Source organism: Chitinophaga sp. LS1, assembly GCF_034274695.1.
Lineage (GTDB): Bacteria > Bacteroidota > Bacteroidia > Chitinophagales > Chitinophagaceae > Chitinophaga.
The window spans coordinates 5,107,299-5,129,464 of the sequence record NZ_CP128362.1; the positions used below are offsets into that span (position 1 = coordinate 5,107,299).

Consider the following 22,166-nt stretch of genomic DNA (forward strand, 5'->3'; position numbering starts at 1 on the left):
TCAGTTAAGTATATGCAGTTTCAGGAATATATGCATCAAAGGCGGATTTGCTGCGTACAAAATTATTGCAGGTATGTAAGGCGGGTGGTGATGTGGATCATCCGAATGGAGCGAGTACAGTACCTGGTGCAGCGCCTTCCGGCGGTTATGTATCCTTTAAAGAGGCGATCAAAGGGGGATTGGGTATTACTTCGCTGGATATGCTTTGTAACCCGTGGTTAATGGATGCACCTTATCCATACAATGTAAAGTTACAGGCGACGAATGTCTCTGTTCAAAAGACAGATAGTAGTATCTGTGCAAGGCTGGCAGCACTGACGCAGGAATATAATAACGCAGCGGGCGGATTTTATCAGTTCCTTGTAAATAAGTTTGGTGCTGCGATGACGCTGACAGAGGCAGAACTTACGAGTTTGCAGAATAGCTGTAACAATTGTCGTTACTTACTGGCGGATGAGATACAGTTGCCCGTGTTTATGGACCCTGGAGCACAGGGTTATGTTAGCGGTTTTGGTTACCAGCAGGGAGTAGCGGCCATGCAATACACAACGTATTATTATAGATATTCGTGGTCAATTTGTTAGTAAAATTCAACAGATGGCCTTTAAAAGCCAGGTTCTAACTCAAACCAGAACGCCAGGCGTTACAATCGAATTTAAAACTAATTAAATATGAATGCAGAATTTTTAAATATATATTCATTAGATTGGGGCTTTCCGTATTTGGATTATTATAATATTAAAAACAGGAATGCGACAATAATTTTAAATTTTTCATTCTTACAAAATGATTTAGAAGATATATTTCGTTACACATTGAGCCAGGTTTTATGGGCCTTTAAGGATATACCTAAAGGTACGTTGGTTACTGTGCTGTTTGATGTTAGGGGGCAAAATGAAACTAAAGTTGATTTTAAAAAATTGGAGAAGAGATTAATAGAATCTTTATATCTATTGATAGGCAAAGTCAGGTTTTTTATCGTATTTAAATCTTAGTATATGGCAATGTTCAATATTATAGCAAGCATTGATGATACGGCTGATTTTTATGAAATTTTAAGGTCTATTAGTGAAATGCCAAGACGTTTTGTAAACATTTTTCCTGTAGTATCCTCAAATTTGCAAAGTTTTGATGGGGTAGGGATAACTGTTAGTGGTAAGGAATTGGATAATTTATTTAAGATTAAGGAAGAATTGTTTCAAGTTTTGGTTTTTCTTTGGGAAAAGAAATTTATTGTTCGCGAGTTATATAATGGGAAGGTACTTACAAGTGAAACCTATAAAGTTGATTTAGATTATTTTTGGAATTTACCTCACCAATTATAGGTCAATTTTTTCTTTTTTAATAAACGCGAATTGGGTAGAAGTATACCTAAGTTGTTTTTTAAAATATACGGCCTAGTCATCGGGTAGCTACTCCCATTGGTATAGGGAAATATCTGAAGGCTCGTGTCAAAGATGGCATATCACCTTTATGGCACCTGCCGGGACATCCTGATGTATCTTTATTACACACCGCATCAGGTGCGCTTGTAAGGCATGCCGGCCAGGGTGCGGTAAAGGCGAGACATTTTTAATTGCAGTTTTGAATTTCCCCAATTCTGTTGTTCCGATGGTTAATATGAGATTAATAAAAGGAGATATAATTTATTTAATTAAGGGTGTACAATTTGAGAGTCCAAGACAGAATGAAGCTATGGGTGGTAGACAATTTAGTTGTTTACTTTCTGACAATGCTTGCAATCTTGCTTTTGGAGATGTATTGAATCTAGCTAATGACGAATGATGCGCAGATCACGAGGACTTATTATGATGGAGCTGTTGAAAAAAGTATGAAAGCAAATAATATTATGGCGTTCAGAAACATTAAAGACTTAATTGAGTATATAACTTCTAAAAAAATCATGAAGGATGCGATTATAATAACAGATTCAACGTTTGAATTGTCCGACTTTAAAGCCTATGCAAAGAGCTTATTTGAGTTTAAGGAGGCAAATGAATCTGGAATTGAATATTATATTCCCAATGAACAGGAAAGTTATTTTTCCAATGCAGGTTATACAAGATCCTTTAAACAAATATTTCCGAGTTCTTGATACTAAGAACATGTTTAAAATTCCAAACGACTCATTTTAGAAGTATATTAATGAAAGCTACCTGGATGAATGCAACAGATGATTCAGGTAGCCTTTCATGATCCTTATCTAACCTTCTGAAAAAATTCAGCCACGCGAATGATCGTTCAACCTGCCACCTACCGGTTTGTGGAACAAAACCTTTTACTGTCGGCGGTTTCTGAGTTATTTCTATATTCCATTTATAGTACTTTTCAACAGTGTCACTAAATTCACCCCTGTAGGCCATGTCAGTACGAATAAGCTTCATTCTTGAACTATTTTTTTCTATTCTCCACAATAAGTCAAATCCACCTACTGAGTCATGAATATCTGCTGCACTGACACTGATCGCTATTGGTAAGCCCAGACTATCCACCGCCAGGTGCCTTTTTCGTCCATTAATATGCTTTCCGCCATCAATGCCTGTTTCAATATTTATAAATGGACTTTTTTATACTCTGGCTATCAATCGCTGCTGCAGAAGGTGCATAATTTCGGCCCTGCATCATTCGTTCTTTTCTTACAACCTTACTCATAACCTTTTCAAAGAATCCATTTTTCTTCCACTTGTTAAAATAATAGTAAACAATCTGCCAGTAAGGGAATTCGCTGCTTAAATTGCGCCATTGACAACCCGTTCTGCAGATCCATAGAATAGCATTAAATATCTTTCGAAGACAATATTTACGCTTTCTTTTGTCTGTTAATAATTTTTCTATACTTTGCCATTGCGAATCGGTCAATAATGTGTACTTCGGTCTCATAGTTTGTTTCTGGTAAATCCAAACTAATTGATCGATTCGTTTTCAACTAATTTCCCGCCGATTTATTTTTAAACATGTTCTTAGAATATACGATAATTTCAAAAGAAATTAATAGTGACTATTCAGTAAGTTTAATGTTTAGAAACAAAGTTATAGAAGCAGTTGGTGGTAAGAATTATGCTTCTTATTATCGGTTTATTTTTACAGGACCTCCCGGTACCGAGAGCACTCTTATAGAACTACCCTTTAAATTGTAAGTTTCTTAAGCCAAACTCAGTTAAGATATAAAATTTCAGGAATATAGTATTGCTCGAATTACTGGACTATTTTATAAACCAGCAAGAGATAAAAACAGCCTTTTATAAAGCTGAGTATAAATTTTTGTAGGGTTGCTAATATAACTACATATATGGAGCTGTTTTGGCACAGCCGTGTGAGGGTTGTTTAAACAGCACAGCTTATGTTGCAAAGGCGCATTCGCTGCGTACAAAATTATTGCAGGTATGTAAGGCGGGTGGTGATTTGGATCATCCGAATGGAGCGAGTACAGTACCTGGTGCAGCGCCTTCCGGAGGTTATGTATCCTTTAAAGAGGCCATTATAGGCTGTAACAATTGCCGTTACTTACTGGCGGATGAGATACAGTTGCCCGTGTTTATGGATTCTGGAGCACAGGGGTATGTTAGCGGCTTTGTAATCCAATTTCGTATATTGATCCTAAAGGTGATACAGCTGGTTTAGGAGGCTCGAGTACGAGAGATGAGCCAACAGCGGTTGGAAGGCAGGACCCTTTAGGAAGGGCACAGATAATTTGGTCTACCTTCCTATTCCTCCTGATGGGTTACAACTTTTTTCTAATGATTATAGTTATTTATTTAGTTATTATATTACCAATCCTGCGACCGGGCTATGTATCACACGGCAAAACAATTAAGACCTGTTCCTGTACCTTCAGGTACTCGTACACACGATCCATCAAGGGACTTGCCGAAAAAGCCATTTTCTGTTCCTGAAGTATTGCCTCAAATTTTGCCAGAATTTCCGGAATTTTTTCCTGAAGGTATACCACTTTAAATTTTTACGTAAACTATTAATCATGAACTTTGTAAGTTTTATAAATGAATTTATCAATCCAGCTATTCCGAAGTATCATGAACTTCTGATTGAGGATTTTAAAAAGTCATTGCCATATACCGGAATAGTTAATAGATTATTTTATAAAGGTAATTCCCTTGAAGAATTTCTAGATTGGCACAAAAATATGCGACCATTAGGTTTTGATTATATAAAAATAAATAGTAAGGGAAGCTCAATAGGTAGATTTTGCAGAATCGAAGAATTAGATAATATTCAGCATGTATTCAGATATATTAAAGAAGAAGACATTAATAGATTTAATTTCTTTTTAGAAGATGAATATTCTTCATTTGAAGATGCTAAGGCTTCTTTTCCTCGTCCTTATTACTATATAAGAGGTAATTTCGTTGAAATACTTGATGGTATTTTATTTTCTTCCTTATCTGGTTTTACCAGGGATAAACGTCAGTCTTCCTTATTTGAAAAGGTTCTTTTTGAGAATGTTTCACTAATTTTTGATACCAATAGAAACGATATGTATTATAAGGGAATTGAAAGCTATATTTTCCCCGACTTAATTTTTAAAATCAACGGAAAGAAAATTAAAATTAATCTACAAACGGACCTTAAATCCTTAATTTTTCTTAGTAATAAATCATTTATGTTTTTTTATGACCAGATTGCTATTATTAGTAAGGCACTGAATGGTGTTGTTATTGGTGATTTCAATAGAGATGAACCAATAATATTTAATGATCCTAACACACGAACTTTCATAGTTACAAATTATCATGAAACTGTCCATCGAAGCCATAAATATATAATGTTGGTATTGGAACTATTTTTACATTACTATCAAATTTTTGAAGCTTGGGCTTTTGTTTTTTTAAATGAAAATTATAAGAAGATAATTAACCATCCGGAATTTTAATGGACAAGATGAATAACATCTTTATAGAGCTATGTTTGCCGTAAACGATAAACATTCCTGAAATACAGGTTGCAGACCCGCATTCTACAATAAAAGAGCAACTTTTTAGTAACATATTATACCCTTTGCAAACTCTATTTCCATACAAGGCATATCTATATTCTAAAGAATTCATCATTCTAATAATAAAAACATCCCCGTATCATAATTTTGCAAATGGTAGCTCATTCAACATATCATATACTTTATAAGATGTTGTATATTTTGTTAAATACTTAAAATTCCAACTTACGGAAGATATTTTAGTCCCAATATCATCATCTAGCCCCTCAAATAAAAAATCAAAATTATCAGGCCATTTGATTGATCTTAATAATTCAACATGCAACGCAGGATCAAACAAAGTGAAATTCGGCCATTCCGGGAATCTATTACTTTCTGCACTGCTATCCAAAATACGACAAGAAGCCAAATCACATTTTGAAAAATCACAATTAACAATATCACCTATTCTCTTCTCGTCATCCCGAACAAAATAGGATGGCCAATTTCCAAAATCATTGCCTGATAACTGCCCCTCAAAAGAACAGCTATCAAAGAAACAGTCAGCCCAGCAATAATTTGTGAATCTTTTTTTGAATATTAATTTTGAATTAATAAAGGAAAGATTGCGCGTGACTAAGAATTTGGAGGTTACATTAATAGTAATATTACAATTTTTAAAAATAGTTTCTCTTAGATACTCCCCATTTATTAGACAGCAATAGGTGGGTTATTAATTAAAGAATCAAATCTATTACTACTATTATAAACTTTCTCTTTTTTTGTTACTTTTTTTCTCTTTGTGAATTGCTGTGAATATGTGGATAACTTATCAGCAGCGCCATAAACATCAGCAGGAGTAACATATCCAAGGCTTTGATGTTTTCGTTCCCAATTATAGAATTCCACATACCTGTGAATTCCTTTGTATAATTCCAGCGTGCTGTCGTAAGCATTGAGATAGATGTTCTCGTATTTGATGCTACGCCAAAACCTTTCAATACAAATATTATCTGTAGCTCTTCCAACACCGTCCATGCTGAATTTGATCTCAGCATTTAATACCGCTGAGGTGAATTCCTCACTGGTAAACTATAATACTCCCCAAAAATCGGACAGTAAGTTTAAGTGGAAAAACATCTTAAATTTACGATATGAACAAGGGAAGAAGAAAGTTCAATGCAGCATTTAAAGCGAAGGTAGCAGTAGAAGCCTTAAAAGAACAACTCACACTTGCAGAGCTGGCTGAGAAGTATGATTTACATCCCACTCAGATAACGGAGTGGAAGAAACAGCTGTTATCAGGCTCTGAACAGGTATTTGATCAGGGTAAGAAAGCTGATTCTGAAGCAACAGATCACCAGGAAGAAAAGGATGAACTATATAAGCAAATCGGTCAACTCAAGGTAGAGAATGACTGGTTGAAAAAAAAATCTGAACAGGTCTATGGGAAGAACTGGAAGGATGGCTATAGTAAGCAAGGATGATACGGAGCTTAGCATTGTACGTCAATGTCAATTGCTTGAAGTATCCCGTAGCAGTCATTATCATGAGCCTAAAGGAGAGAGCAAACAAAATCTGGAGCTGATGGCTCAGATTGATCGTCTCCACCTTGAACATCCTTATTTCGGGGCTGTTCGGATGGCCAAACATTTGAGTACAGATGATCTGGTTGTCAATGTGAAGCGGATTAGGCGCCTGATGCGAAAAATGGATATTTCGGCCATATATCCGGTTCCCAATACGAGCGAGGCATATAAATACCACCAAAATGTAATCGGCAGATAACAATGCAGAGTTTTCGGCAGATATAAATACAGAGTTTTCGGCAACAATGGTACATTATTTTCGGCAGCAATGATACCTAAAAAACGGCAGCAATACTGCAGAGTGAGGTAAATGTATTATTTATTTGTTTGTAAGCTCAAAAATTGTTTTCCTATTTTCCAGTCTGAAGCTTTTTCCTGTTAGATTTATTACTTCACACTGGAATAATAATCTGTCCAGTAAGGCGGTTGCCAGTACCTCATCATTGAGCATAGTAGCCCATTCTGCGGGGTTCTTATTGGTAGTGATGATAAAGGCTGTTTTTTCATAGGTACTGTTGAAAAAATTAAAAAATGAGACAGCATGATTTTTTTCAATAGGAAACGACATCAGGTCATCTATAACGATTAAATGGGCTTTGGATAATCTCTTATATTCAATCTTAGCGGAAGCAGAAAAATCTTTCATTTTGAACATGTTGATAAGTCCCTCCATATCCCTGAAGTAGGCTTTGTATCCCTTTTGCACCGCATCTGCACAAAGACCTGCGGCCAGCATGGATTTACCCGTTCCAGAGGGCCCCGTAAGAAGAATATTATAAACCTGATCAAGCCAGTTAAGCTCTCTAAGCTGATTTAAGCGAGCCTTAGACAATCCGCTATCATTCTTGCACTGGAACAGGTTTAAGTCGCTGGATCGGGGTAATTGTGCTGTTTTAAGACGTTTTTGAGTATCATTATAATCGCGGTGTACCGCTTCGGTTTTTAACAGGTTAACGGTGTATTCCAGATAACCAATACCAGCTGCTTCCGCAGCTGATACCAGTTGATCGATTTGGTTATAAATCCCGCCCAACCTAAACTGGTGGCAATACTGTTTAATTGTTTGTTTCTTTTCCATGATTGATTTTTATTTTGTGTATACATAAAATATGCTTGCGTAAGTCGTCCGGACAGAGATTCAAGATTGTTTGCTAAAAAGATCTATGTAATCTTCGATTGAACTTTTAGCAGGTTCTGCTAAAGCTACAGGGGGTAATTCTCCATTTAATGGATTCATCTGGATAGACTGATAATTAAGGATGGATGTTGCTCTTCTTACTTTCAACTGCTGTTCTACGATAGATTTGAAGTCGTTGGCACTTTGAATATTATTGTTCAAACAATATGTCAATGCTTCGCCAACACTCACTTTGTCCGAAATATCAATAGTGTCCCTGAACAACAGCACCTGGTCTCTTATATAACGTGGTTTCACTTCTCGTATGGTCTCTAAAAATTGTCTACCCCGATTTGCATCGTCTTCCAAAAAACCGCAGACTTCATTAATCAACTTGTCAATCTTAACGGTTTTATCTCTTCTGTGGTCAGTATTTAGTACTTTCTGTCCTTTGCCAACAGCGATCATATGTTTGCATAATATATCCCCCTGTAAGTTGGATATAATCAGGTAAATATGCATATCAACACCCACTACTACGGCAGTTCCTTTTCCTTTAAAAGTACCCAGTGGTAACGAATAAAAATTACTTTTATAAGAGATGGTGTTATCCTTACGGACCATGTAAATTTCAGGACTGGTAGTTTGTATAAACTCTGGTAAAGCGCTCAGGTATGGTTGTTCTTTCAGCCATTCTTCATTAGGAAGTAACTTTGTTGTTCCATGAGGCATATTGTTTCCTGTGCGGTTTAGCCACTGTAAAGCCTCTTCATTTAAATTTTCTATATCGATAAAGCATCTGTTATACAGAAAATTTCTTTTAACGTATTTGACAACGCTTTCAATTTTCCCCTTACTTTCCGGGTCGGATTTTCGACAGAAATGTAGCTCAAAAGGTCTTTCTCTGGTATATGCCCGGAATGCATCTGTAAGAAGGATATCTCCTATGTTTTCATCTGCTATGAAGACCTTATCCTGATCGTAGACTAGTTGTTCCGGGATGCCCTTAAAGAAGGAAAATGCCTGTTCATGGCCCATAATAGCCAATTCAGTCGTGAAAGGCCTACCAATAAACCAGATATATTTATAACGGGATCGGGATAGTTGAATGGCGATAAAATATATCTTTACCCTTTTACCAGTTCCATTGCGGAGATTATATTCTCCAAAGTCAGCCTGGGCCTGCTTCCCATAAGGAGACTCTTCCAACATTTCATATTCTCTAAGCGGTTTGATATAAGGCAGATTATATTTGCGACGTACCCACATTACAAAATCAAACATGGTCCTAATGGCTGTCTTAGGAAACTCAGGGAAGTTCTCTTTGAGCCAGTCATGCATTTGAGCGGATGATGTATCCTGGTATTTCTCCAGCTTTTCCCTAACAAAAGATTCGTAAACAGACAATCCTCTTTGACGTTGTGCTCTTTTCTCTATAAACAGGTTGTATTCTTCCAGGGTCATGGACAGATAAGACTTTACCGTCCGCCAGTTAATACCAATAGTACTGCTAATTTTGGCTATTGAAAAGCCTTGTTCGTGTAGTTCTTTAATACTCTGATACATCATAATTTTCTTTAAATAAGCATTCATCATGACAGGAAACTTAAGTTCCCTGCTAATGTGGCATTCTTCTCCGGGAAGGATGAGAAAACCTCTGCATTATTGCTGCCGAAAATTATGTATCGTTGTTGCCGTTTCTTCGGCAGCATTGCTGCCGAAAACTCTGCAGGCTTATTCGCCGAAAATTGTGTAGTTGTAATTGCCGATTACACAAAAGTATCCATACCTGCTAAAGGGGCTTAATATTGACAGGAACAACCAGGTTTGGAGCATGGATATCACTTACATTCCGATGGCGAAAGGTTTTATGTATCTGTGTGCGATTATAGACTGGCATAGCCGGTATTTGCTATCCTGACGCTAGTGGCATCCTGACGCTAAGTAATACCATGACTGTTGATTTCTGCCTGGAAGCCCTTCAAAAGGCCGTTTCCATCTATGGCACTCCTGAGATCCTAAACACAGATCAGGGAAGCCAGTTTACCAGTGAGGAATTCACCTCAGCGGTATTAAATGCTGAGATCAAATTCAGCATGGACGGTGTTGGAAGAGCTACAGATAATATTTGTATTGAAAGGTTTTGGCGTAGCATCAAATACGAGAACATCTATCTCAATGCTTACGACAGCACGCTGGAATTATACAAAGGAATTCACAGGTATGTGGAATTCTATAATTGGGAACGAAAACATCAAAGCCTTGGATATGTTACTCCTGCTGATGTTTATGGCGCTGCTGATAAGTTATCCACATATTCACAGCAATTCACAAAGAGAAAAAAAGTAACAAAAAAAGAGAAAGTTTATAATAGTAGTAATAGATTTGATTCTTTAATTAATAACCCACCTATTGCTGTCTAATAAATGGGGAGTATCTAAAACTGGCTTCCCTGATCTGTGTTTAGGATCTCAGGAGTGCCATAGATGGAAACGGCCTTTTGAAGGGCTTCCAGGCAGAAATCAACAGTCATGGTATTACTTAGCGTCCAGGATAGCAAATACCGGCTATGCCAGTCTATAATCGCACACAGATACATAAAACCTTTCGCCATCGGAATGTAAGTGATATCCATGCTCCAAACCTGGTTGTTCCTGTCAATATTAAGCCCCTTTAGCAGGTATGGATACTTTTGGTGGTATTTATATGCCTCGCTCGTATTGGGAACCGGATATATGGCCGAAATATCCATTTTTCGCATCAGGCGCCTAATCCGCTTCACATTGACAACCAGATCATCTGTACTCAAATGTTTGGCCATCCGAACAGCCCCGAAATAAGGATGTTCAAGGTGGAGACGATCAATCTGAGCCATCAGCTCCAGATTTTGTTTGCTCTCTCCTTTAGGCTCATGATAATGACTGCTACGGGATACTTCAAGCAATTGACATTGACGTACAATGCTAAGCTCCGTATCATCCTTGCTTACTATAGCCATCCTTCCAGTTCTTCCCATAGACCTGTTCAGATTTTTTTTTCAACCAGTCATTCTCTACCTTGAGTTGACCGATTTGCTTATATAGTTCATCCTTTTCTTCCTGGTGATCTGTTGCTTCAGAATCAGCTTTCTTACCCTGATCAAATACCTGTTCAGAGCCTGATAACAGCTGTTTCTTCCACTCCGTTATCTGAGTGGGATGTAAATCATACTTCTCAGCCAGCTCTGCAAGTGTGAGTTGTTCTTTTAAGGCTTCTACTGCTACCTTCGCTTTAAATGCTGCATTGAACTTTCTTCTTCCCTTGTTCATATCGTAAATTTAAGATGTTTTTCCACTTAAACTTACTGTCCGATTTTTGGGGAGTATTATACTCCCCAATAGGAGCTATTGTCTATAATAATCTTTTCCCCCTCAACTAAAGTATAATCAAATGGCACCATAATTTATTAAAAAAGTAATTAAACGCTCCCAATTTAAGAATAAATCCCGTGGCCTCCACTTTAAAGTAACATCAAAGATTACCTATTCAATAACAAGTAATTGTATCTCCTCTTTCAATTATAATATTAATAATGTCATTTGATAGTGTATAATTGTCAGGCAACTTAAGACCCAGCATTTTACTCGTTATGTATTCTATATATCTTTTTTCGCCTTTACTTATGATAAATATCTTTCCCGCATTTAAACCAATGTGAAATTGTAAGTCATCTGGTATTAATATTTGAGGATACTTTTTCAAATAAAAAGAGTAATAACTCGGCCATATCCAAAGCCCATCTGTATAAATAATATTAGGGCCGATTAATTCCCCATCTTCATCGTATAAATTGGATATATAACGAACTATCGAAACTCCACTTTCTAGATAATTACAAATTTCAAATAACTTTTCTTTATCAAGCAAACTATCAGAAAAAAGAGAATTTATTTTTCTAGAGCATGCAATATGCGGATCATGAATTTGCAAAAAACCGACAGCATTCATATTTCATATTAAGGTTTAAATATTTTAAAAACACCTCGTGGAACTATAGGTTTACCTAACTGAAACCAAGAACCAGGATACCCTACAAACATCGGCCTTGTAGGTGCCACAACCATTCCTTGAGACATTGTAGACAATCGTTGAGCAGCTCCCCCTTCTAATGAACCGGACCAACAGGACATCAACCGAATACGAGTACCTGGTTGATAGCCATCAGCAAGCATTTTCGAATACAACTCTTCAACACTCATTCGTTGACCATTAAAAATTAACTCTTCTCAATTCTTAGCTCCATGTACTACGACATCGAACCATCCTTTTCTAGATGGCAAATTAGCCATACTTTCCAAAACTATTTCATCATTTCCGTAACCTGCTAACAATTTACTGCTAGTAGAAAAATCGACCTCCGAAGCAACTTGAACCGATGCAGTGCCTGTCAAATCTAAATATTTTGTTGCACGATATGCTTTGAAAATTTTTAAAACCGGAGGCAAAAGGAACAAAATAAGATTTAAGAGGAAAATATTCCGCTCTACCAGAAGCCTTAAGTTCTTGAGTCTTCCCTGCTTGATCTACATAATGAGAATTTCAATAATTGGATGTTTCGTCTAAAGTATGATTGCCAATAATTGAACCTGTTTCAAGACGACCATCTGGTCTAAAAGACTGATTTGTATTATTAATTACGTATTCGCCATTTTCTCCCCGTGTAGCATAATTATAGTTAACATGTAATTTCCCAAACCACATATTTCTAACCTCTCCACCATATTCTTTAGTATAAGCTTGAGCAGGCCTTCTTTCTGCAGCAGTGGGACCCCAAAGTCCAAAAAACAACGCCCCATTTGGATCGACATTGATAAGAGGATTATATCCAACGATGCTATAATCACTAATGAATGGTCTGGACACTGGATCTGGATTTCATTGCCTACCTATCCTAGAATCATATTCCCAAAACTGTATAACTATTACCCTCTATGTTAACTTCTTTACTTTTTTCCTGTCCATTATTAATGTTGATATGCACTATGTAGCTATGAATCCTTTAACACCATTACTTGGAAGATTTGGAGCTGGGCTTAAAATTGATTTAAAAAGTTATTTTGTTATTATTGGAGGGGAAAAGGAGATACTAAGGTCCGTTTTACCGGCGTCGTAAAAGGAGATGATTATCCTAACACCGAATTCTTTGTTAAGGATGTTAAGGGAAACCCTTTGGCATTAGGTTTTGATGTTCGCGGTGATTCACCATTTAACCTCGGAGGAGGGCCAAGTGAAACACTATTCCGTTTTGATATAGAAGTGGATCTAAATAAAGACGGCTCATTAGGGAATACTGTCAGATTTAAAGATGAGAAAGGAACATCACATTCAATGACTTTGAAAGAATGGAATGATAAATACTTAAATGCTGATGTAAATCGAAAAAAAGAATAACTATGCGACAATTGCGTACCTTAATTTTATTTTTTCTATTAAGTTCCTGCCGTACGGAAAAAGAAATGCATATCATTCCGCGTGGATATGTTGGTTGGGTTGTTATCGCTTTTAAACAAAAGGTTGGCGTAAATATTGCACTAAAAAATGGATTTAGAGTGTATGAAATACCTGAGAACGGAGTTTTAAAGGTGAAAGAAGACTCAAATGATGGTGTATTTGAAGAGTCAGATATATTGTTTCTTCAATGTAAAGGAGATAATTCTTATGACACTTTGAAGTTTTTTACAGGGTGGATAACGGAAAACAGGTTTAAGAAACAACGTATTGAATTGGAGCCATCTAAAGTAATAGTTCAGGCTCCAGGTGTATTGGGGGGTGAGGCAGTAAACAACTCAGGAGGGTACTTTTATTTTGTTGGCCAAATCAAAGATTCTATGTTCGCCGAGAAAAGCTATGAAGCATTCCTGATTAAAGCAAATAATATAATCAAATAGCATGATGAAAAATTGCTGGCTGGAAGTTAGATAAAAAGAAGCCAACCAATTAATTGAAATAGATAGAAAAGTCTAAGTTTTGTGCTATTGGTTTTTGTTTTAATAAAAATACTGACACGGATGATTTCTTTAGCATTGGATTTCGTGATTCAGATTCTGTTTGTATTGATAAGATAATAGGAAAAGTGATAGTTTGTTTCTGAGGATCAACTACTTATTCTTCTGTTCCTAACACGAATTTTAGTGAGGTTACATTAAGTCTTGATTACTTGATGGCAAATAATTTGGTAGAGTGTCAGAGAACTAATAGGGAGCGCAAGCAATGTATATGGAGGGGTTAGGCACTGAGGGAAGTATTCTTGTAGATAATGTCGCATCTCGACCTCAAATATTGGAAGCGGCAATTCATCACATGCAAAGAATCAAATATGTTGGAGAATATGTGCAAGATGTTTTAAGCAAAGCTCGGTTAGAAATTGAATCTCAAGACCATTTGCTTAAAATTGGAAAGAAAGAGGGGGCTGAATCAGAAATGGCTGAAATACAAAAGGTTAAGGAGATTTGGCAGAAATTTTATAATACATTAAAGGGAGCTACAAAAAGTGAATGAAATTATGGAAGTTATAGTTTCGCAGGCTTTTCAAACAAGCCTTGGTCTAATTGCAGTTTTGAACTTCCCCAATTCTGTTGTTCCGATGGTTAATATGAGATTAATAAAAGGAGATATAATTTATTTAATTAAGGGTGTGCAATTTGAAAGTCCAAGACAGAATGAAGCTATGGGTGGTAGACAATTTAGTTGTTTACTTTCTGACAATGCTTGCAATCTTGCTTTTGGAGATGTATTGAATCTAGCTGATGACGAATGATGCGCAGATCACTAGGACTTATTATGATGGAGTTGTTGAAAAAAGTATGAAAGCAAATAATATTATGGCGTTCACAAACATTAAAGACTTAATTGAGCCATAACTCCTAAAAAATAAATAAAAATCATGAAGGATGCGATTATAATAACAGATTCAACGTTTGAATTATCCGACTTTAAGGCCTATGCAAAGCGCTTATTTGAGTTTAAGGAGGCAAATGAATCTAAAATTGAATATTATATTCCCTATGAACAGGAAAGTTATTTTTCCATATCAAAAGATAACAGTATGTTCGATCTGATGGAACCCTATGAAAAAAAAATAATAGCGTCTGAATTTGAAACGTTTAATATTTTTGCATGCCTATTTTACGACTTTCGTTATGTACAAAGTTTAGTGGCATCTATTCCATCTGAAAGAAAGATTTTTATTGATAATGACCACGGAACAATTATGCGAAAGGAAGACTTTTTGAGTCTTAATTCTTATGAGGAGTTTATTAAAGGATTTGAATGAAGGGCTTAGTTTGTATGTTTAATTATGCACAAGACGGTGAATTTGAAATTCTCTTCACAGGTTACTATTCGTATACAGGTTGTGTAACCCCAAAATATAAACTACTGGGGTGTAATTGCCCCTTTTTTATTTTTTAACTCTACGTTTTTCCAGAGCAACTCTGATGAAAAATTAAACTTAGAACATGACATTAAGAGATATCATTATTAATATATCCGACATAGATGGGACTTTAACTATCTATATGTTAGATTTATTCAATCCTGAATCAGATGTAGTTCTCATTGAGCAAGATCAGGCAGATAATAATTTAAAAATAGTTAATGGACAAGAGTATCATTATTTGCTTGAAGTCTTTTTGGCTAAGGAAATTATCGAAGATTTTGTTGTTACACAAGGCCGAGAACCCTCAACGGAAGAAGCTCTTAAATGGGTATATGATTACGGTATTAAGGATGGATGATGTTGTCGTAAGGGAAAATCACACTTGCTTTTTATATTCAAATAAATTTCATTGCATTGCTTGTAGAAGTGCCAACCTTACATAAGCCAGTTATGCAGGGAGGATTATAGCCCTCTGTTAGATACGATTATACCAAGAATGAAATACTAGGGAAGTTTAATTCAAATATTCTTACTTCTGAAAATATACAAAATCCTACGTGCAATCTCCCGTTATCCTCTCCATCGGCAGATTAAACCCCATACTGCCAATCCTTTTAATGTCCTTATGTTGTACTTATGGCAGGATCGTTATAGCTTCACCGGCGTTACCAAAACTCCCTATATACGCACTAATCCGCTTTTCAGTTTTCCTTTTTGCCCCTTTTAAAACAATAACATTTTATTGAAAACCAGCCAATTATATCCCCCGTAGATAAAGGTGTTAACAATCCTAATTAAAAATTTCAATTATGAAAAAACTGGCACTGTTTGCAATGATCGCCTTTGCAACAATCATTACATCTACATCTCAGGCGCAGGAGAAAACAGTTATGGTAGGAGGTGCTGCCATGTATCCTTCTAAAAATATCATCGAAAATGCTGTTAATTCAAAAGATCATACTACGCTGGTCGCCGCTGTAAAAGCTGCTGGTCTTGTACAAACACTGCAGGGTGCAGGTCCTTTCACCGTTTTCGCACCTACTAATAAGGCTTTTGACAAATTGCCAAAAGGTACTGTCGAAACATTGCTTAAACCAGAAAACAAATCCATGCTGCAGGGGGTACTCACTTACCATGTTGTAGCCGGAAATCTGGATAGTAAAGCGATTGCAGAGCTGATTAAAAAAGGGAATGGCAAAGCTGAATTAACAACCGTGCAGGGTGGAAAATTATGGCTCTGGATGGAAGGTGGTAAACTGATGATCAAAGATGAAAAAGGTGATGTGGCAAAAGTAACGATTAAGGATGTTCATCAGAGCAATGGAGTGATTCATGTGGTTGATCAGGTATTGATGCACAAATAATCGCTTCGGACATTTACTCAAAACAAAAGAGCTTGTATCAAAAAAGATACAAGCCCCTTTGTTTTAAATATTCTTAATACACCATATCCATATAATATAAAACATTTTCAAACGGGAAACCAATAATTGAATTTGCCAATTTAGTAAGAAATGATCGTAGTGATAAGGCCGCAGTAACATTTGCCCAATACCTTGCTGCTTTGTCGTGGAATTTAATTTATATTTGTTTACATGAATAAGTATCCAATAGGCTTACAGGATTTTAGAAAAATAAGAAAGGAGGGGTTTATATATATAGATAAAACTCAACCAATCTATAATCTGATAGATTCAGGAAATTATTATTTCCTGAGTCGTCCAAGGCGTTTTGGAAAATCACTATTACTATCTACTATTAAGGAGATCTTCAATGGGAACAAAGAGCTTTTTGAAGGCCTGTGGATACATGATAAATGGAATTGGGAACAAAAGCATCCTGTAATACATCTCAGGTATAGTCAGATTGATTATAAGGGACTCGGGTTGGTAGAAGCGATTAGTAAAGAGCTCGACTTTTTAGCATCAGAATTTGGCATTCAGTTAAGTGAAGAAAGTATTGCATTGAAATTCAGGGAACTGATCAGGAAAGTCGCTAAGAATGGCCGGGTGGTGATCCTGATTGATGAATATGATAAACCCATTACAGACTATCTGGAAGATCTGGAACAAGTGGAGAAGCACAGGGCCGTGTTTAAAAGTTTTTATTCTGTATTAAAAGACGCCGACGAATATATCCGTTTGTTACTTATCACAGGGGTAAGCCGTTTTCCAAAGGTGAGTATTTTCTCTGATTTAAATAATCTTAATGATATTACGATCCATCGTAACTATGCCACTATTGTTGGTATTACTCAGCAGGAACTTGAGAAAGCCTTTGCAGAAGAGATAGCTGATATACAGACACAGCAGCCTGATTTATTAAGCAAATTAAAGCTATGGTACAATGGATATGCCTGGCATCAGGATGCTGATCGGGTTTATAATCCTTTTTCGGTTTTGAAATATATGGATGGCCGTGATTTTAGAAATTACTGGTTTCAAACGGGGACACCTACCTGGTTAGTAAACTTAATGAAGCATAATAGAGAGTTTAACCTTGAAAATATTGAAATTGGGGAAAATGCATTGAGCAATTTTAATGTTGAAAATATTGCTACTGTACCTGTTTTGTTCCAGACAGGTTATCTGACTATTAAAAATTATAATGACACATTTTATGAGTTAAAATATCCCAATAAGGAAGTCGAGGATAGTTTAAATGATGCTTTACTGAGCGCTTACAGAAATGTATATCCTGGTCATGACTCGATGGCGGTTACAAATGATTTGGGCAAAGCATTGAAGAATAATGATATCCCCCGAATGATAAAAGCACTCGATGTACTTTTATCCACCATCCCATATGATCATTGGAAAGCAGAAAGCGAATCTATTTTTCACATCATTGTTCATCTCTCCTTTAAACGCTTAGGTCTTGATGTCCGTAGCGAAGTACATAGCGCTACCGGAAGGTGCGATGTACTGGTTTTTACCGATCAATATATTTTTGCTGTAGAACTGAAGCTGAATGGCAATGCACAGGGTGCAATTGATCAGATTGTAGAGAAGGGATATCTTCGTTCTTACGAGTTGGATCCAAGAAAGAAAATAGCTGTCGGTATTAATTTCTCAGCTGAGAAAAGAGCCGTATCAGAATTTCTTGTTAAAGAATTAAAATAACTAAAAGAGCTTGTATCTTATCCTGATACAAGCTCTTTTAATTCAAATATTCTTCCAACTAAAAATGTGCAAAATCCTGCGTGTAATCTCCCGTTATCCTCTCCATCGGCGGGTTAAAATACCCATACTTCAAATGCGGGAACTCTTCATGTATCAAATCCTGCAATTGCTTCACACCCAAACACTGACCTGGGTCGGTAATTCCTAATCTTCCGAGATACCAATCCGGATCAATATTGAAATTCCTCCACTGTATCATCTTCAGATTCGTATCCCTGATCAGCTTCCGCAGCGCCTCATATTCATCCTCACTATCCGTCATTCCTGGAAACACAAAGTAGTTAATTGAAGTCCATCCATTAAACTCGTTCACCACTTTCAAACTCTCCACGATATCTTCGAACTGATAATTATTTGGTCTGTAATAAGGCGTATAATACTTCTCCTGCGCAGAATTCAAACTCACACGAATACTATTCAACCCCACCTTACACAACTCTCTCACTGCATCCGGCTTACTACCATTCGTATTGATATTGATACTACCCTTCGAAGTATGTTTCCTCATCTCAATGATCGACTCACGGATCGTCTCCCACATCAGCAACGGCTCTCCTTCACAACCCTGTCCGAAAGACACGATCGGGAAAGGCGCTGTTTCCAGGTGCGGTACGGTGAATTCTACAATCTCTTCCGCTGTCGGCTTAAACCGCAAACGATCCTGTGTAGAAACAATCGTTTCCTCTTCCGGCTGGAACGAAATACAACCAATACAATTGGCATTGCAAGCCGGTGATGAAGGAATCGGACATTCCCAACGACCCATAAAATAATTACGCGCCGCAGGACAATGATACGTCAGCGCACAATTATCAGCCAGGTGTTTTACCAGTCTGTTATGCGGATATGCCTGGATCAGGTCTTTTACTCCCTGCTTTACTTTCTTCTCATCAAAACCACCACATTCCTGTCTGATATCATCTTCAATTCTCACTGCCGGTACATAAAACTTCCCATCCAGCCAACCTACTGCTGTATAGCAGAACAATGGCAGGGTAGGAGCATCCGGCATGGTCTCATATGCCGCTATATAAAATCCTGTATGCGCAGGGGGAATAAAGGCAGCTACCGCCCATCCTTTATCGCACAACTGCATCTCGCCGGTTTCGGCATTCAATCCAATTCCACGGCGACCAGGCAATTCATACAATGACCCGCCTTCCGGCAGTTCTATCCATTCGTCCAGTTCTATAGGCCATGCATCCCAGCCACTACGGCCGGTGGTAAGCATGGTTGTATCTTCGAAAATATTCCCCTGACCGTCGGAATATAAAATGTACGGCGACTGTTTTAACATACTGAGTTGTGATTAAAGCCTGCTCTTAAAAAATGCATTCATTTCAGCTTCTTTATCTGCACCGGGTTCATCCAAAACTTCCAGTTGCAGTACTTTGTTGTCTTTAAAGTCTAAAGTGAGCAGGTCGTTGCGCAAAATTAAGTTATTCAGGCGGCTCCAGCTAATCACCTTTTCTGAAAAGGTGGTAGGCAGGATAGCGCCATTGATATCTACTTTAATATAGGAAGGCATGAAAATCTTGTATTCAGCATAACCAATGTACGCTGTGGCAATACCTGTGAGGAACAGGAAACCGGCTACCAGCGGCTGCATATGGGTTAGCACATACAAACACCCTGTCAGACAGGCAAATGCCTGTACAGTACGTGCAAGACTATTGGCAGACTGTATATTCTTAAACCTCCTCATCATAAAAGGGAAGACAAGACTACCAATGCCGAGCAGGAAAAAGAATCCTGCCACCGCCCAGTTGGGATCCGGCCTGTTGTAAATACCGATGGTAATTAATAAGAAAAGTATGCCGATGAGACCATGCATAGCTGGCTGCAACCGCAAGCGGGTCATGGCATTGGGATGTAAGATCCTTATTTTATAAGATTGCATGTGTGAAATTACTTGTTATAAAAGCCCGCTGGTATAAAAGTATGCTGGCATTCCTTGTTATGAAGGCATGCTAGTATTATTTGTTATAAAAGTATGCTGGCATTCCTTGTTATAAAGGCACGCTAACATCACTTATTATGAAGCCCGCTAACATTATTTGTTATAAAAGTATGCTAACATTCCTTGTTATGAAGGCACGCTAACATCACTTATTATGAAGCCCGCTAACATTACTTATGATGAAAACCCCGCTGGCATTACTTATTATCCGGATGCACCATCAAATTACATAATTTAAAAAGCACTCTCGCACCCACATTCGCATCCCACTCTTCATGCGCGCTGCTTACCTCACTCAGATCAAACCCAATCAGCTTACGACCACTCGCCAGGATCTTTGCAAAGAGATAATAAATCTGCTCGCACTCAAAACCTCCCGGCACCGGCGTACCCGTATGCGGACACAACTTAGGATCCAGACCATCTATATCAAAACTGATATACACCTGTTGCGGCAACCGGTCCACCACTTCATTCGCAATCGTCGCCCAGTTCCCCCCTTCGTACTGATGGTGTTTGATATCCCTGTCAAAGAAAGTATTGACCCTTTCTTTATTATTCTCAATGTATTGCAGTTCTTCTTCGCAGTAATCACGTATACCTAGTTGAACGAGTTTCGTCACGGCTGGTACTTCGTTCAGCACATTGTACATAATAGATGCATGGGAGTACTGGAAACCCTCGTAACCATTGCGCAAATCGCAATGCGCATCGATCTGCAGAATACCGAATTCACCTTTCTCTTCCGCCAGCGCTTTAATATAGCCAAGCGGAGTTGAGTGATCTCCACCTACAAGGCCTACGAGCTTGCCTTGTTCCAGTAAGGATTTGGTTTGGCTATATACCCACTCGTTCATGAGCGCAGTACCTTTATTTACGTCTACGAGCGTCTTTTTCAGAAATTCATTTTCGGAAATATCGCCACCTTCTATGAGGAATTTGAGGTAGAGCTCAGCTTCTTTGCGGAGGTAATCGCTACGGAGCAACATATGCTTGTCCGGGTCGCGCATGTAAAAGCCTTTTCTCCACCCTTCTTTTACATCAGGATCCAGGAGGTCGATCTGTAACGACGCTTTACAGATTTGTTCAGGCCCTCTTGCAGTACCGTGACAGTAGGAAACCGTCACCTCCCATGGAATAGGGAGTAAGACGAGTGATGCATCCTCTTCAGTGGTTGGTAAACCAAAGATATTATTGGATACCAGGCTGACAGAATTAGGATCAAAGTTGGATAAATCCGCCATGATTATGAAGTTCTTATACTAATTTTCGGCGCAAAGATAGTACTTTATATATAAAGCGGTATTGCACAGCGTGGCCCCGAAATGAATACACAAAGGCAGAGCCGGCTTTTATGATAAATATCATGTTCCCTTTCATGTAAAAATTCCACTTTCAAACCTCATTTTGCCGTAATTTTGCGCATCGAAGTGTGAATGATGCGCATTGATGGATAAAAAAACACATTAAGGGGAAGCTTAAGATCTATTACGATATGAAGAAGTCTAATATTGTTTTATTGGTGTTGATTGCTGTAGCAATTGGGGTGATTGTAACAGTGGCCGGTGATTTCAGCACCTATGAAACATTCGCCACAGCTCGTCAGAAAGAAGGAAAAGAGTTCCAGGTGATCGGAAAACTGGATACCACCAAAACTATGCTGTATGATCCTGCAAAGGATGCTAACCTGTTTACCTTTTATGTACAGGACAAATCCGGTGAAGTCTGCAAAGTAATTTATTTCGGTACTAAACCCACTGACTTCGAAAAAGCAGAAAGCGTCGTGCTGACTGGCAAAATGATCAAAGATGGTGAATTTCATTGTGGCAAGATCCTTATGAAGTGCCCGTCTAAATATAAAAATGACCAGGTAGCGGTTGGCAACAAAGTATAAGTCATTCGCTTTATAATATTAAAATAGTAGTTAATGGCCCGCACCGTCGGGCTATTTCTTCATTCTAGCACCAATTA

The 22,166-nt window shown here is 37.6% G+C and carries 32 protein-coding genes; 19 read left to right on the plus strand and 13 right to left on the minus strand.

Annotated features, from left to right (window positions below):
- Positions 1 to 47: 47 nt before the first annotated feature.
- The 4 genes from QQL36_RS21025 (at position 48) to QQL36_RS21040 (ending at position 2,095) form a co-directional block, all read left to right on the plus strand.
- Positions 48 to 584, plus strand: a complete 537-nt coding sequence (locus QQL36_RS21025) for a hypothetical protein (protein ID WP_321566671.1) — start codon at positions 48 to 50, stop codon at positions 582 to 584.
- A gap of 87 nt (positions 585 to 671) precedes the next feature.
- Positions 672 to 995, plus strand: coding sequence for a hypothetical protein (locus QQL36_RS21030; RefSeq protein ID WP_321566672.1), 324 nt, complete (start codon positions 672 to 674; stop codon positions 993 to 995).
- A gap of 3 nt (positions 996 to 998) precedes the next feature.
- Positions 999 to 1,325 (plus strand): hypothetical protein, encoded by a 327-nt coding sequence (locus tag QQL36_RS21035; RefSeq protein ID WP_083730291.1) that lies wholly within the window; start codon positions 999 to 1,001, stop codon positions 1,323 to 1,325.
- 449 nt (positions 1,326 to 1,774) lie between these two features.
- On the plus strand, positions 1,775 to 2,095 hold the full coding sequence (locus tag QQL36_RS21040) for a hypothetical protein (RefSeq protein ID WP_321566673.1): 321 nt from the start codon (positions 1,775 to 1,777) through the stop codon (positions 2,093 to 2,095).
- 31 nt (positions 2,096 to 2,126) lie between these two features.
- On the opposite strand, the gene QQL36_RS35735 is transcribed toward QQL36_RS21040, so the two are convergent.
- On the minus strand, positions 2,127 to 2,555 hold the full coding sequence (locus QQL36_RS35735; RefSeq protein WP_415751078.1) for a transposase: 429 nt from the start codon (positions 2,553 to 2,555) through the stop codon (positions 2,127 to 2,129).
- Positions 2,545 to 2,880 carry a transposase gene (locus QQL36_RS21045; RefSeq protein WP_321566674.1) on the minus strand — a complete coding sequence of 112 codons (336 nt, stop codon included), beginning with the start codon at positions 2,878 to 2,880 and terminating at the stop codon, positions 2,545 to 2,547. The genes QQL36_RS35735 and QQL36_RS21045 overlap by 11 nt, the downstream gene beginning before the upstream one ends.
- 420 nt (positions 2,881 to 3,300) lie before the next feature.
- On the opposite strand from QQL36_RS21045, the gene QQL36_RS21050 reads away from it, so the two are divergent.
- Both QQL36_RS21050 and QQL36_RS21055 read left to right on the plus strand, forming a co-directional pair.
- The gene (locus tag QQL36_RS21050) at positions 3,301 to 3,621 is read left to right on the plus strand and encodes a hypothetical protein (RefSeq protein WP_083730485.1); all 321 of its coding nucleotides are present in this window, start codon (positions 3,301 to 3,303) and stop codon (positions 3,619 to 3,621) included.
- 355 nt (positions 3,622 to 3,976) lie between these two features.
- Positions 3,977 to 4,888 carry a hypothetical protein gene (locus tag QQL36_RS21055; protein WP_321566675.1) on the plus strand — a complete coding sequence of 304 codons (912 nt, stop codon included), beginning with the start codon at positions 3,977 to 3,979 and terminating at the stop codon, positions 4,886 to 4,888.
- 753 nt (positions 4,889 to 5,641) lie between these two features.
- Here QQL36_RS21055 and QQL36_RS21060 read toward each other — a convergent pair.
- Positions 5,642 to 5,980 (minus strand): integrase core domain-containing protein, encoded by a 339-nt coding sequence (locus QQL36_RS21060; RefSeq protein ID WP_321570556.1) that lies wholly within the window; start codon positions 5,978 to 5,980, stop codon positions 5,642 to 5,644.
- 104 nt (positions 5,981 to 6,084) lie between these two features.
- On the opposite strand from QQL36_RS21060, the gene QQL36_RS21065 reads away from it, so the two are divergent.
- Both QQL36_RS21065 and QQL36_RS21070 read left to right on the plus strand, forming a co-directional pair.
- Entirely contained in the window at positions 6,085 to 6,417 is a 333-nt protein-coding gene (locus QQL36_RS21065) for a transposase (RefSeq protein ID WP_321566443.1), read from the plus strand.
- Complete coding sequence (locus QQL36_RS21070) at positions 6,377 to 6,718, plus strand: IS3 family transposase (protein WP_321566676.1); 342 nt, start codon at positions 6,377 to 6,379, stop codon at positions 6,716 to 6,718. The genes QQL36_RS21065 and QQL36_RS21070 overlap by 41 nt, the downstream gene beginning before the upstream one ends.
- Before the next feature lie 120 nt (positions 6,719 to 6,838).
- Here the strand turns inward: QQL36_RS21070 and istB are convergent, their stop codons facing one another.
- Positions 6,839 to 7,597 carry an IS21-like element helper ATPase IstB gene (gene istB, locus QQL36_RS21075; RefSeq protein WP_321566677.1) on the minus strand — a complete coding sequence of 253 codons (759 nt, stop codon included), beginning with the start codon at positions 7,595 to 7,597 and terminating at the stop codon, positions 6,839 to 6,841.
- A gap of 60 nt (positions 7,598 to 7,657) precedes the next feature.
- On the minus strand, positions 7,658 to 9,232 hold the full coding sequence (gene istA, locus QQL36_RS21080; RefSeq protein ID WP_321566678.1) for an IS21 family transposase: 1,575 nt from the start codon (positions 9,230 to 9,232) through the stop codon (positions 7,658 to 7,660).
- A 166-nt stretch (positions 9,233 to 9,398) separates the two neighbouring features.
- On the opposite strand from istA, the gene QQL36_RS35740 reads away from it, so the two are divergent.
- Both QQL36_RS35740 and QQL36_RS21085 read left to right on the plus strand, forming a co-directional pair.
- A complete protein-coding gene (locus QQL36_RS35740; protein ID WP_415751034.1) occupies positions 9,399 to 9,557 on the plus strand; it encodes a DDE-type integrase/transposase/recombinase in 159 nt (52 codons plus the stop codon).
- Between the two features lie 13 nt (positions 9,558 to 9,570).
- A complete protein-coding gene (locus QQL36_RS21085; RefSeq protein WP_415751079.1) occupies positions 9,571 to 10,059 on the plus strand; it encodes a transposase in 489 nt (162 codons plus the stop codon).
- Between the two features lie 14 nt (positions 10,060 to 10,073).
- Here QQL36_RS21085 and QQL36_RS21090 read toward each other — a convergent pair whose 3' ends face one another.
- The 5 genes from QQL36_RS21090 to QQL36_RS21110 all read right to left on the minus strand — a co-directional run bounded on the left by QQL36_RS21090 (position 10,074) and on the right by QQL36_RS21110 (position 12,538).
- Positions 10,074 to 10,652 carry a DDE-type integrase/transposase/recombinase gene (locus QQL36_RS21090; protein ID WP_321566679.1) on the minus strand — a complete coding sequence of 193 codons (579 nt, stop codon included), beginning with the start codon at positions 10,650 to 10,652 and terminating at the stop codon, positions 10,074 to 10,076.
- Positions 10,612 to 10,944: a transposase gene (locus QQL36_RS21095; protein ID WP_321566443.1), complete on the minus strand. Its 333-nt coding sequence runs from the start codon at positions 10,942 to 10,944 to the stop codon at positions 10,612 to 10,614. The genes QQL36_RS21090 and QQL36_RS21095 overlap by 41 nt, the downstream gene beginning before the upstream one ends.
- A 217-nt stretch (positions 10,945 to 11,161) precedes the next feature.
- Complete coding sequence (locus QQL36_RS21100; protein ID WP_083729021.1) at positions 11,162 to 11,623, minus strand: hypothetical protein; 462 nt, start codon at positions 11,621 to 11,623, stop codon at positions 11,162 to 11,164.
- 8 nt (positions 11,624 to 11,631) lie between these two features.
- On the minus strand, positions 11,632 to 11,874 hold the full coding sequence (locus QQL36_RS21105) for a hypothetical protein (protein ID WP_083729019.1): 243 nt from the start codon (positions 11,872 to 11,874) through the stop codon (positions 11,632 to 11,634).
- A gap of 340 nt (positions 11,875 to 12,214) precedes the next feature.
- Positions 12,215 to 12,538: a hypothetical protein gene (locus QQL36_RS21110; RefSeq protein WP_143709066.1), complete on the minus strand. Its 324-nt coding sequence runs from the start codon at positions 12,536 to 12,538 to the stop codon at positions 12,215 to 12,217.
- Positions 12,539 to 12,844: 306 nt separating this feature from the next.
- Here QQL36_RS21110 and QQL36_RS21115 point away from each other — a divergent pair, with 306 nt between their 5' ends.
- The 8 genes from QQL36_RS21115 (at position 12,845) to QQL36_RS21150 (ending at position 18,175) form a co-directional block, all read left to right on the plus strand.
- A complete protein-coding gene (locus tag QQL36_RS21115; protein ID WP_083729015.1) occupies positions 12,845 to 13,066 on the plus strand; it encodes a hypothetical protein in 222 nt (73 codons plus the stop codon).
- 2 nt (positions 13,067 to 13,068) lie between these two features.
- Positions 13,069 to 13,563: a DUF6843 domain-containing protein gene (locus tag QQL36_RS21120; protein WP_321566680.1), complete on the plus strand. Its 495-nt coding sequence runs from the start codon at positions 13,069 to 13,071 to the stop codon at positions 13,561 to 13,563.
- Positions 13,564 to 13,891: 328 nt separating this feature from the next.
- Positions 13,892 to 14,173: a hypothetical protein gene (locus QQL36_RS21125; RefSeq protein WP_321566681.1), complete on the plus strand. Its 282-nt coding sequence runs from the start codon at positions 13,892 to 13,894 to the stop codon at positions 14,171 to 14,173.
- Positions 14,174 to 14,177: 4 nt separating this feature from the next.
- The gene (locus QQL36_RS21130; protein WP_321566682.1) at positions 14,178 to 14,432 is read left to right on the plus strand and encodes a hypothetical protein; all 255 of its coding nucleotides are present in this window, start codon (positions 14,178 to 14,180) and stop codon (positions 14,430 to 14,432) included.
- A 126-nt stretch (positions 14,433 to 14,558) separates the two neighbouring features.
- The gene (locus QQL36_RS21135; RefSeq protein ID WP_321566683.1) at positions 14,559 to 14,948 is read left to right on the plus strand and encodes a hypothetical protein; all 390 of its coding nucleotides are present in this window, start codon (positions 14,559 to 14,561) and stop codon (positions 14,946 to 14,948) included.
- A gap of 184 nt (positions 14,949 to 15,132) precedes the next feature.
- On the plus strand, positions 15,133 to 15,411 hold the full coding sequence (locus tag QQL36_RS21140; RefSeq protein ID WP_321566684.1) for a hypothetical protein: 279 nt from the start codon (positions 15,133 to 15,135) through the stop codon (positions 15,409 to 15,411).
- Between the two features lie 451 nt (positions 15,412 to 15,862).
- Positions 15,863 to 16,417, plus strand: a complete 555-nt coding sequence (locus tag QQL36_RS21145) for a fasciclin domain-containing protein (protein ID WP_321566685.1) — start codon at positions 15,863 to 15,865, stop codon at positions 16,415 to 16,417.
- A gap of 231 nt (positions 16,418 to 16,648) precedes the next feature.
- The gene (locus QQL36_RS21150) at positions 16,649 to 18,175 is read left to right on the plus strand and encodes an ATP-binding protein (RefSeq protein WP_321566686.1); all 1,527 of its coding nucleotides are present in this window, start codon (positions 16,649 to 16,651) and stop codon (positions 18,173 to 18,175) included.
- 58 nt (positions 18,176 to 18,233) lie between these two features.
- Here the strand turns inward: QQL36_RS21150 and QQL36_RS21155 are convergent, their stop codons facing one another.
- The 3 genes from QQL36_RS21155 to QQL36_RS21165 form a co-directional block, all read right to left on the minus strand.
- Positions 18,234 to 19,532: a radical SAM protein gene (locus QQL36_RS21155; RefSeq protein ID WP_083729002.1), complete on the minus strand. Its 1,299-nt coding sequence runs from the start codon at positions 19,530 to 19,532 to the stop codon at positions 18,234 to 18,236.
- A 12-nt stretch (positions 19,533 to 19,544) separates the two neighbouring features.
- Positions 19,545 to 20,135 carry a hypothetical protein gene (locus QQL36_RS21160; RefSeq protein WP_083729000.1) on the minus strand — a complete coding sequence of 197 codons (591 nt, stop codon included), beginning with the start codon at positions 20,133 to 20,135 and terminating at the stop codon, positions 19,545 to 19,547.
- 257 nt (positions 20,136 to 20,392) lie between these two features.
- On the minus strand, positions 20,393 to 21,439 hold the full coding sequence (locus QQL36_RS21165; protein WP_083728998.1) for an agmatinase family protein: 1,047 nt from the start codon (positions 21,437 to 21,439) through the stop codon (positions 20,393 to 20,395).
- A gap of 251 nt (positions 21,440 to 21,690) precedes the next feature.
- Between QQL36_RS21165 and QQL36_RS21170 the strand changes: the two genes are divergently transcribed.
- Entirely contained in the window at positions 21,691 to 22,089 is a 399-nt protein-coding gene (locus QQL36_RS21170; RefSeq protein ID WP_083728996.1) for a cytochrome c maturation protein CcmE, read from the plus strand.
- Positions 22,090 to 22,166: the final 77 nt, after the last annotated feature.

Bases quoted from the DNA above. Each gene is read 5' to 3' on its own strand.
- QQL36_RS21030 (WP_321566672.1), top strand. From the start codon at position 672: ATGAATGCAGAATTTTTAAATATATATTCATTAGATTGGGGCTTTCCG.
- QQL36_RS21035 (WP_083730291.1), top strand. From the start codon at position 999: ATGGCAATGTTCAATATTATAGCAAGCATTGATGATACGGCTGATTTT.
- QQL36_RS21040 (WP_321566673.1), top strand. From the start codon at position 1,775: ATGACGAATGATGCGCAGATCACGAGGACTTATTATGATGGAGCTGTT.
- QQL36_RS21045 (WP_321566674.1), bottom strand. From the start codon at position 2,880: ATGAGACCGAAGTACACATTATTGACCGATTCGCAATGGCAAAGTATA.
- QQL36_RS21055 (WP_321566675.1), top strand. From the start codon at position 3,977: ATGAACTTTGTAAGTTTTATAAATGAATTTATCAATCCAGCTATTCCG.
- QQL36_RS21065 (WP_321566443.1), top strand. From the start codon at position 6,085: ATGAACAAGGGAAGAAGAAAGTTCAATGCAGCATTTAAAGCGAAGGTA.
- QQL36_RS21070 (WP_321566676.1), top strand. From the start codon at position 6,377: ATGGGAAGAACTGGAAGGATGGCTATAGTAAGCAAGGATGATACGGAG.
- istB (WP_321566677.1), bottom strand. From the start codon at position 7,597: ATGGAAAAGAAACAAACAATTAAACAGTATTGCCACCAGTTTAGGTTG.
- istA (WP_321566678.1), bottom strand. From the start codon at position 9,232: ATGATGAATGCTTATTTAAAGAAAATTATGATGTATCAGAGTATTAAA.
- QQL36_RS21090 (WP_321566679.1), bottom strand. From the start codon at position 10,652: ATGGGAAGAACTGGAAGGATGGCTATAGTAAGCAAGGATGATACGGAG.
- QQL36_RS21095 (WP_321566443.1), bottom strand. From the start codon at position 10,944: ATGAACAAGGGAAGAAGAAAGTTCAATGCAGCATTTAAAGCGAAGGTA.
- QQL36_RS21100 (WP_083729021.1), bottom strand. From the start codon at position 11,623: ATGAATGCTGTCGGTTTTTTGCAAATTCATGATCCGCATATTGCATGC.
- QQL36_RS21105 (WP_083729019.1), bottom strand. From the start codon at position 11,874: ATGAGTGTTGAAGAGTTGTATTCGAAAATGCTTGCTGATGGCTATCAA.
- QQL36_RS21120 (WP_321566680.1), top strand. From the start codon at position 13,069: ATGCGACAATTGCGTACCTTAATTTTATTTTTTCTATTAAGTTCCTGC.
- QQL36_RS21125 (WP_321566681.1), top strand. From the start codon at position 13,892: ATGGAGGGGTTAGGCACTGAGGGAAGTATTCTTGTAGATAATGTCGCA.
- QQL36_RS21130 (WP_321566682.1), top strand. From the start codon at position 14,178: ATGGAAGTTATAGTTTCGCAGGCTTTTCAAACAAGCCTTGGTCTAATT.
- QQL36_RS21135 (WP_321566683.1), top strand. From the start codon at position 14,559: ATGAAGGATGCGATTATAATAACAGATTCAACGTTTGAATTATCCGAC.
- QQL36_RS21140 (WP_321566684.1), top strand. From the start codon at position 15,133: ATGACATTAAGAGATATCATTATTAATATATCCGACATAGATGGGACT.
- QQL36_RS21145 (WP_321566685.1), top strand. From the start codon at position 15,863: ATGAAAAAACTGGCACTGTTTGCAATGATCGCCTTTGCAACAATCATT.
- QQL36_RS21150 (WP_321566686.1), top strand. From the start codon at position 16,649: ATGAATAAGTATCCAATAGGCTTACAGGATTTTAGAAAAATAAGAAAG.
- QQL36_RS21155 (WP_083729002.1), bottom strand. From the start codon at position 19,532: ATGTTAAAACAGTCGCCGTACATTTTATATTCCGACGGTCAGGGGAAT.
- QQL36_RS21160 (WP_083729000.1), bottom strand. From the start codon at position 20,135: ATGCAATCTTATAAAATAAGGATCTTACATCCCAATGCCATGACCCGC.
- QQL36_RS21165 (WP_083728998.1), bottom strand. From the start codon at position 21,439: ATGGCGGATTTATCCAACTTTGATCCTAATTCTGTCAGCCTGGTATCC.
- QQL36_RS21170 (WP_083728996.1), top strand. From the start codon at position 21,691: ATGAAGAAGTCTAATATTGTTTTATTGGTGTTGATTGCTGTAGCAATT.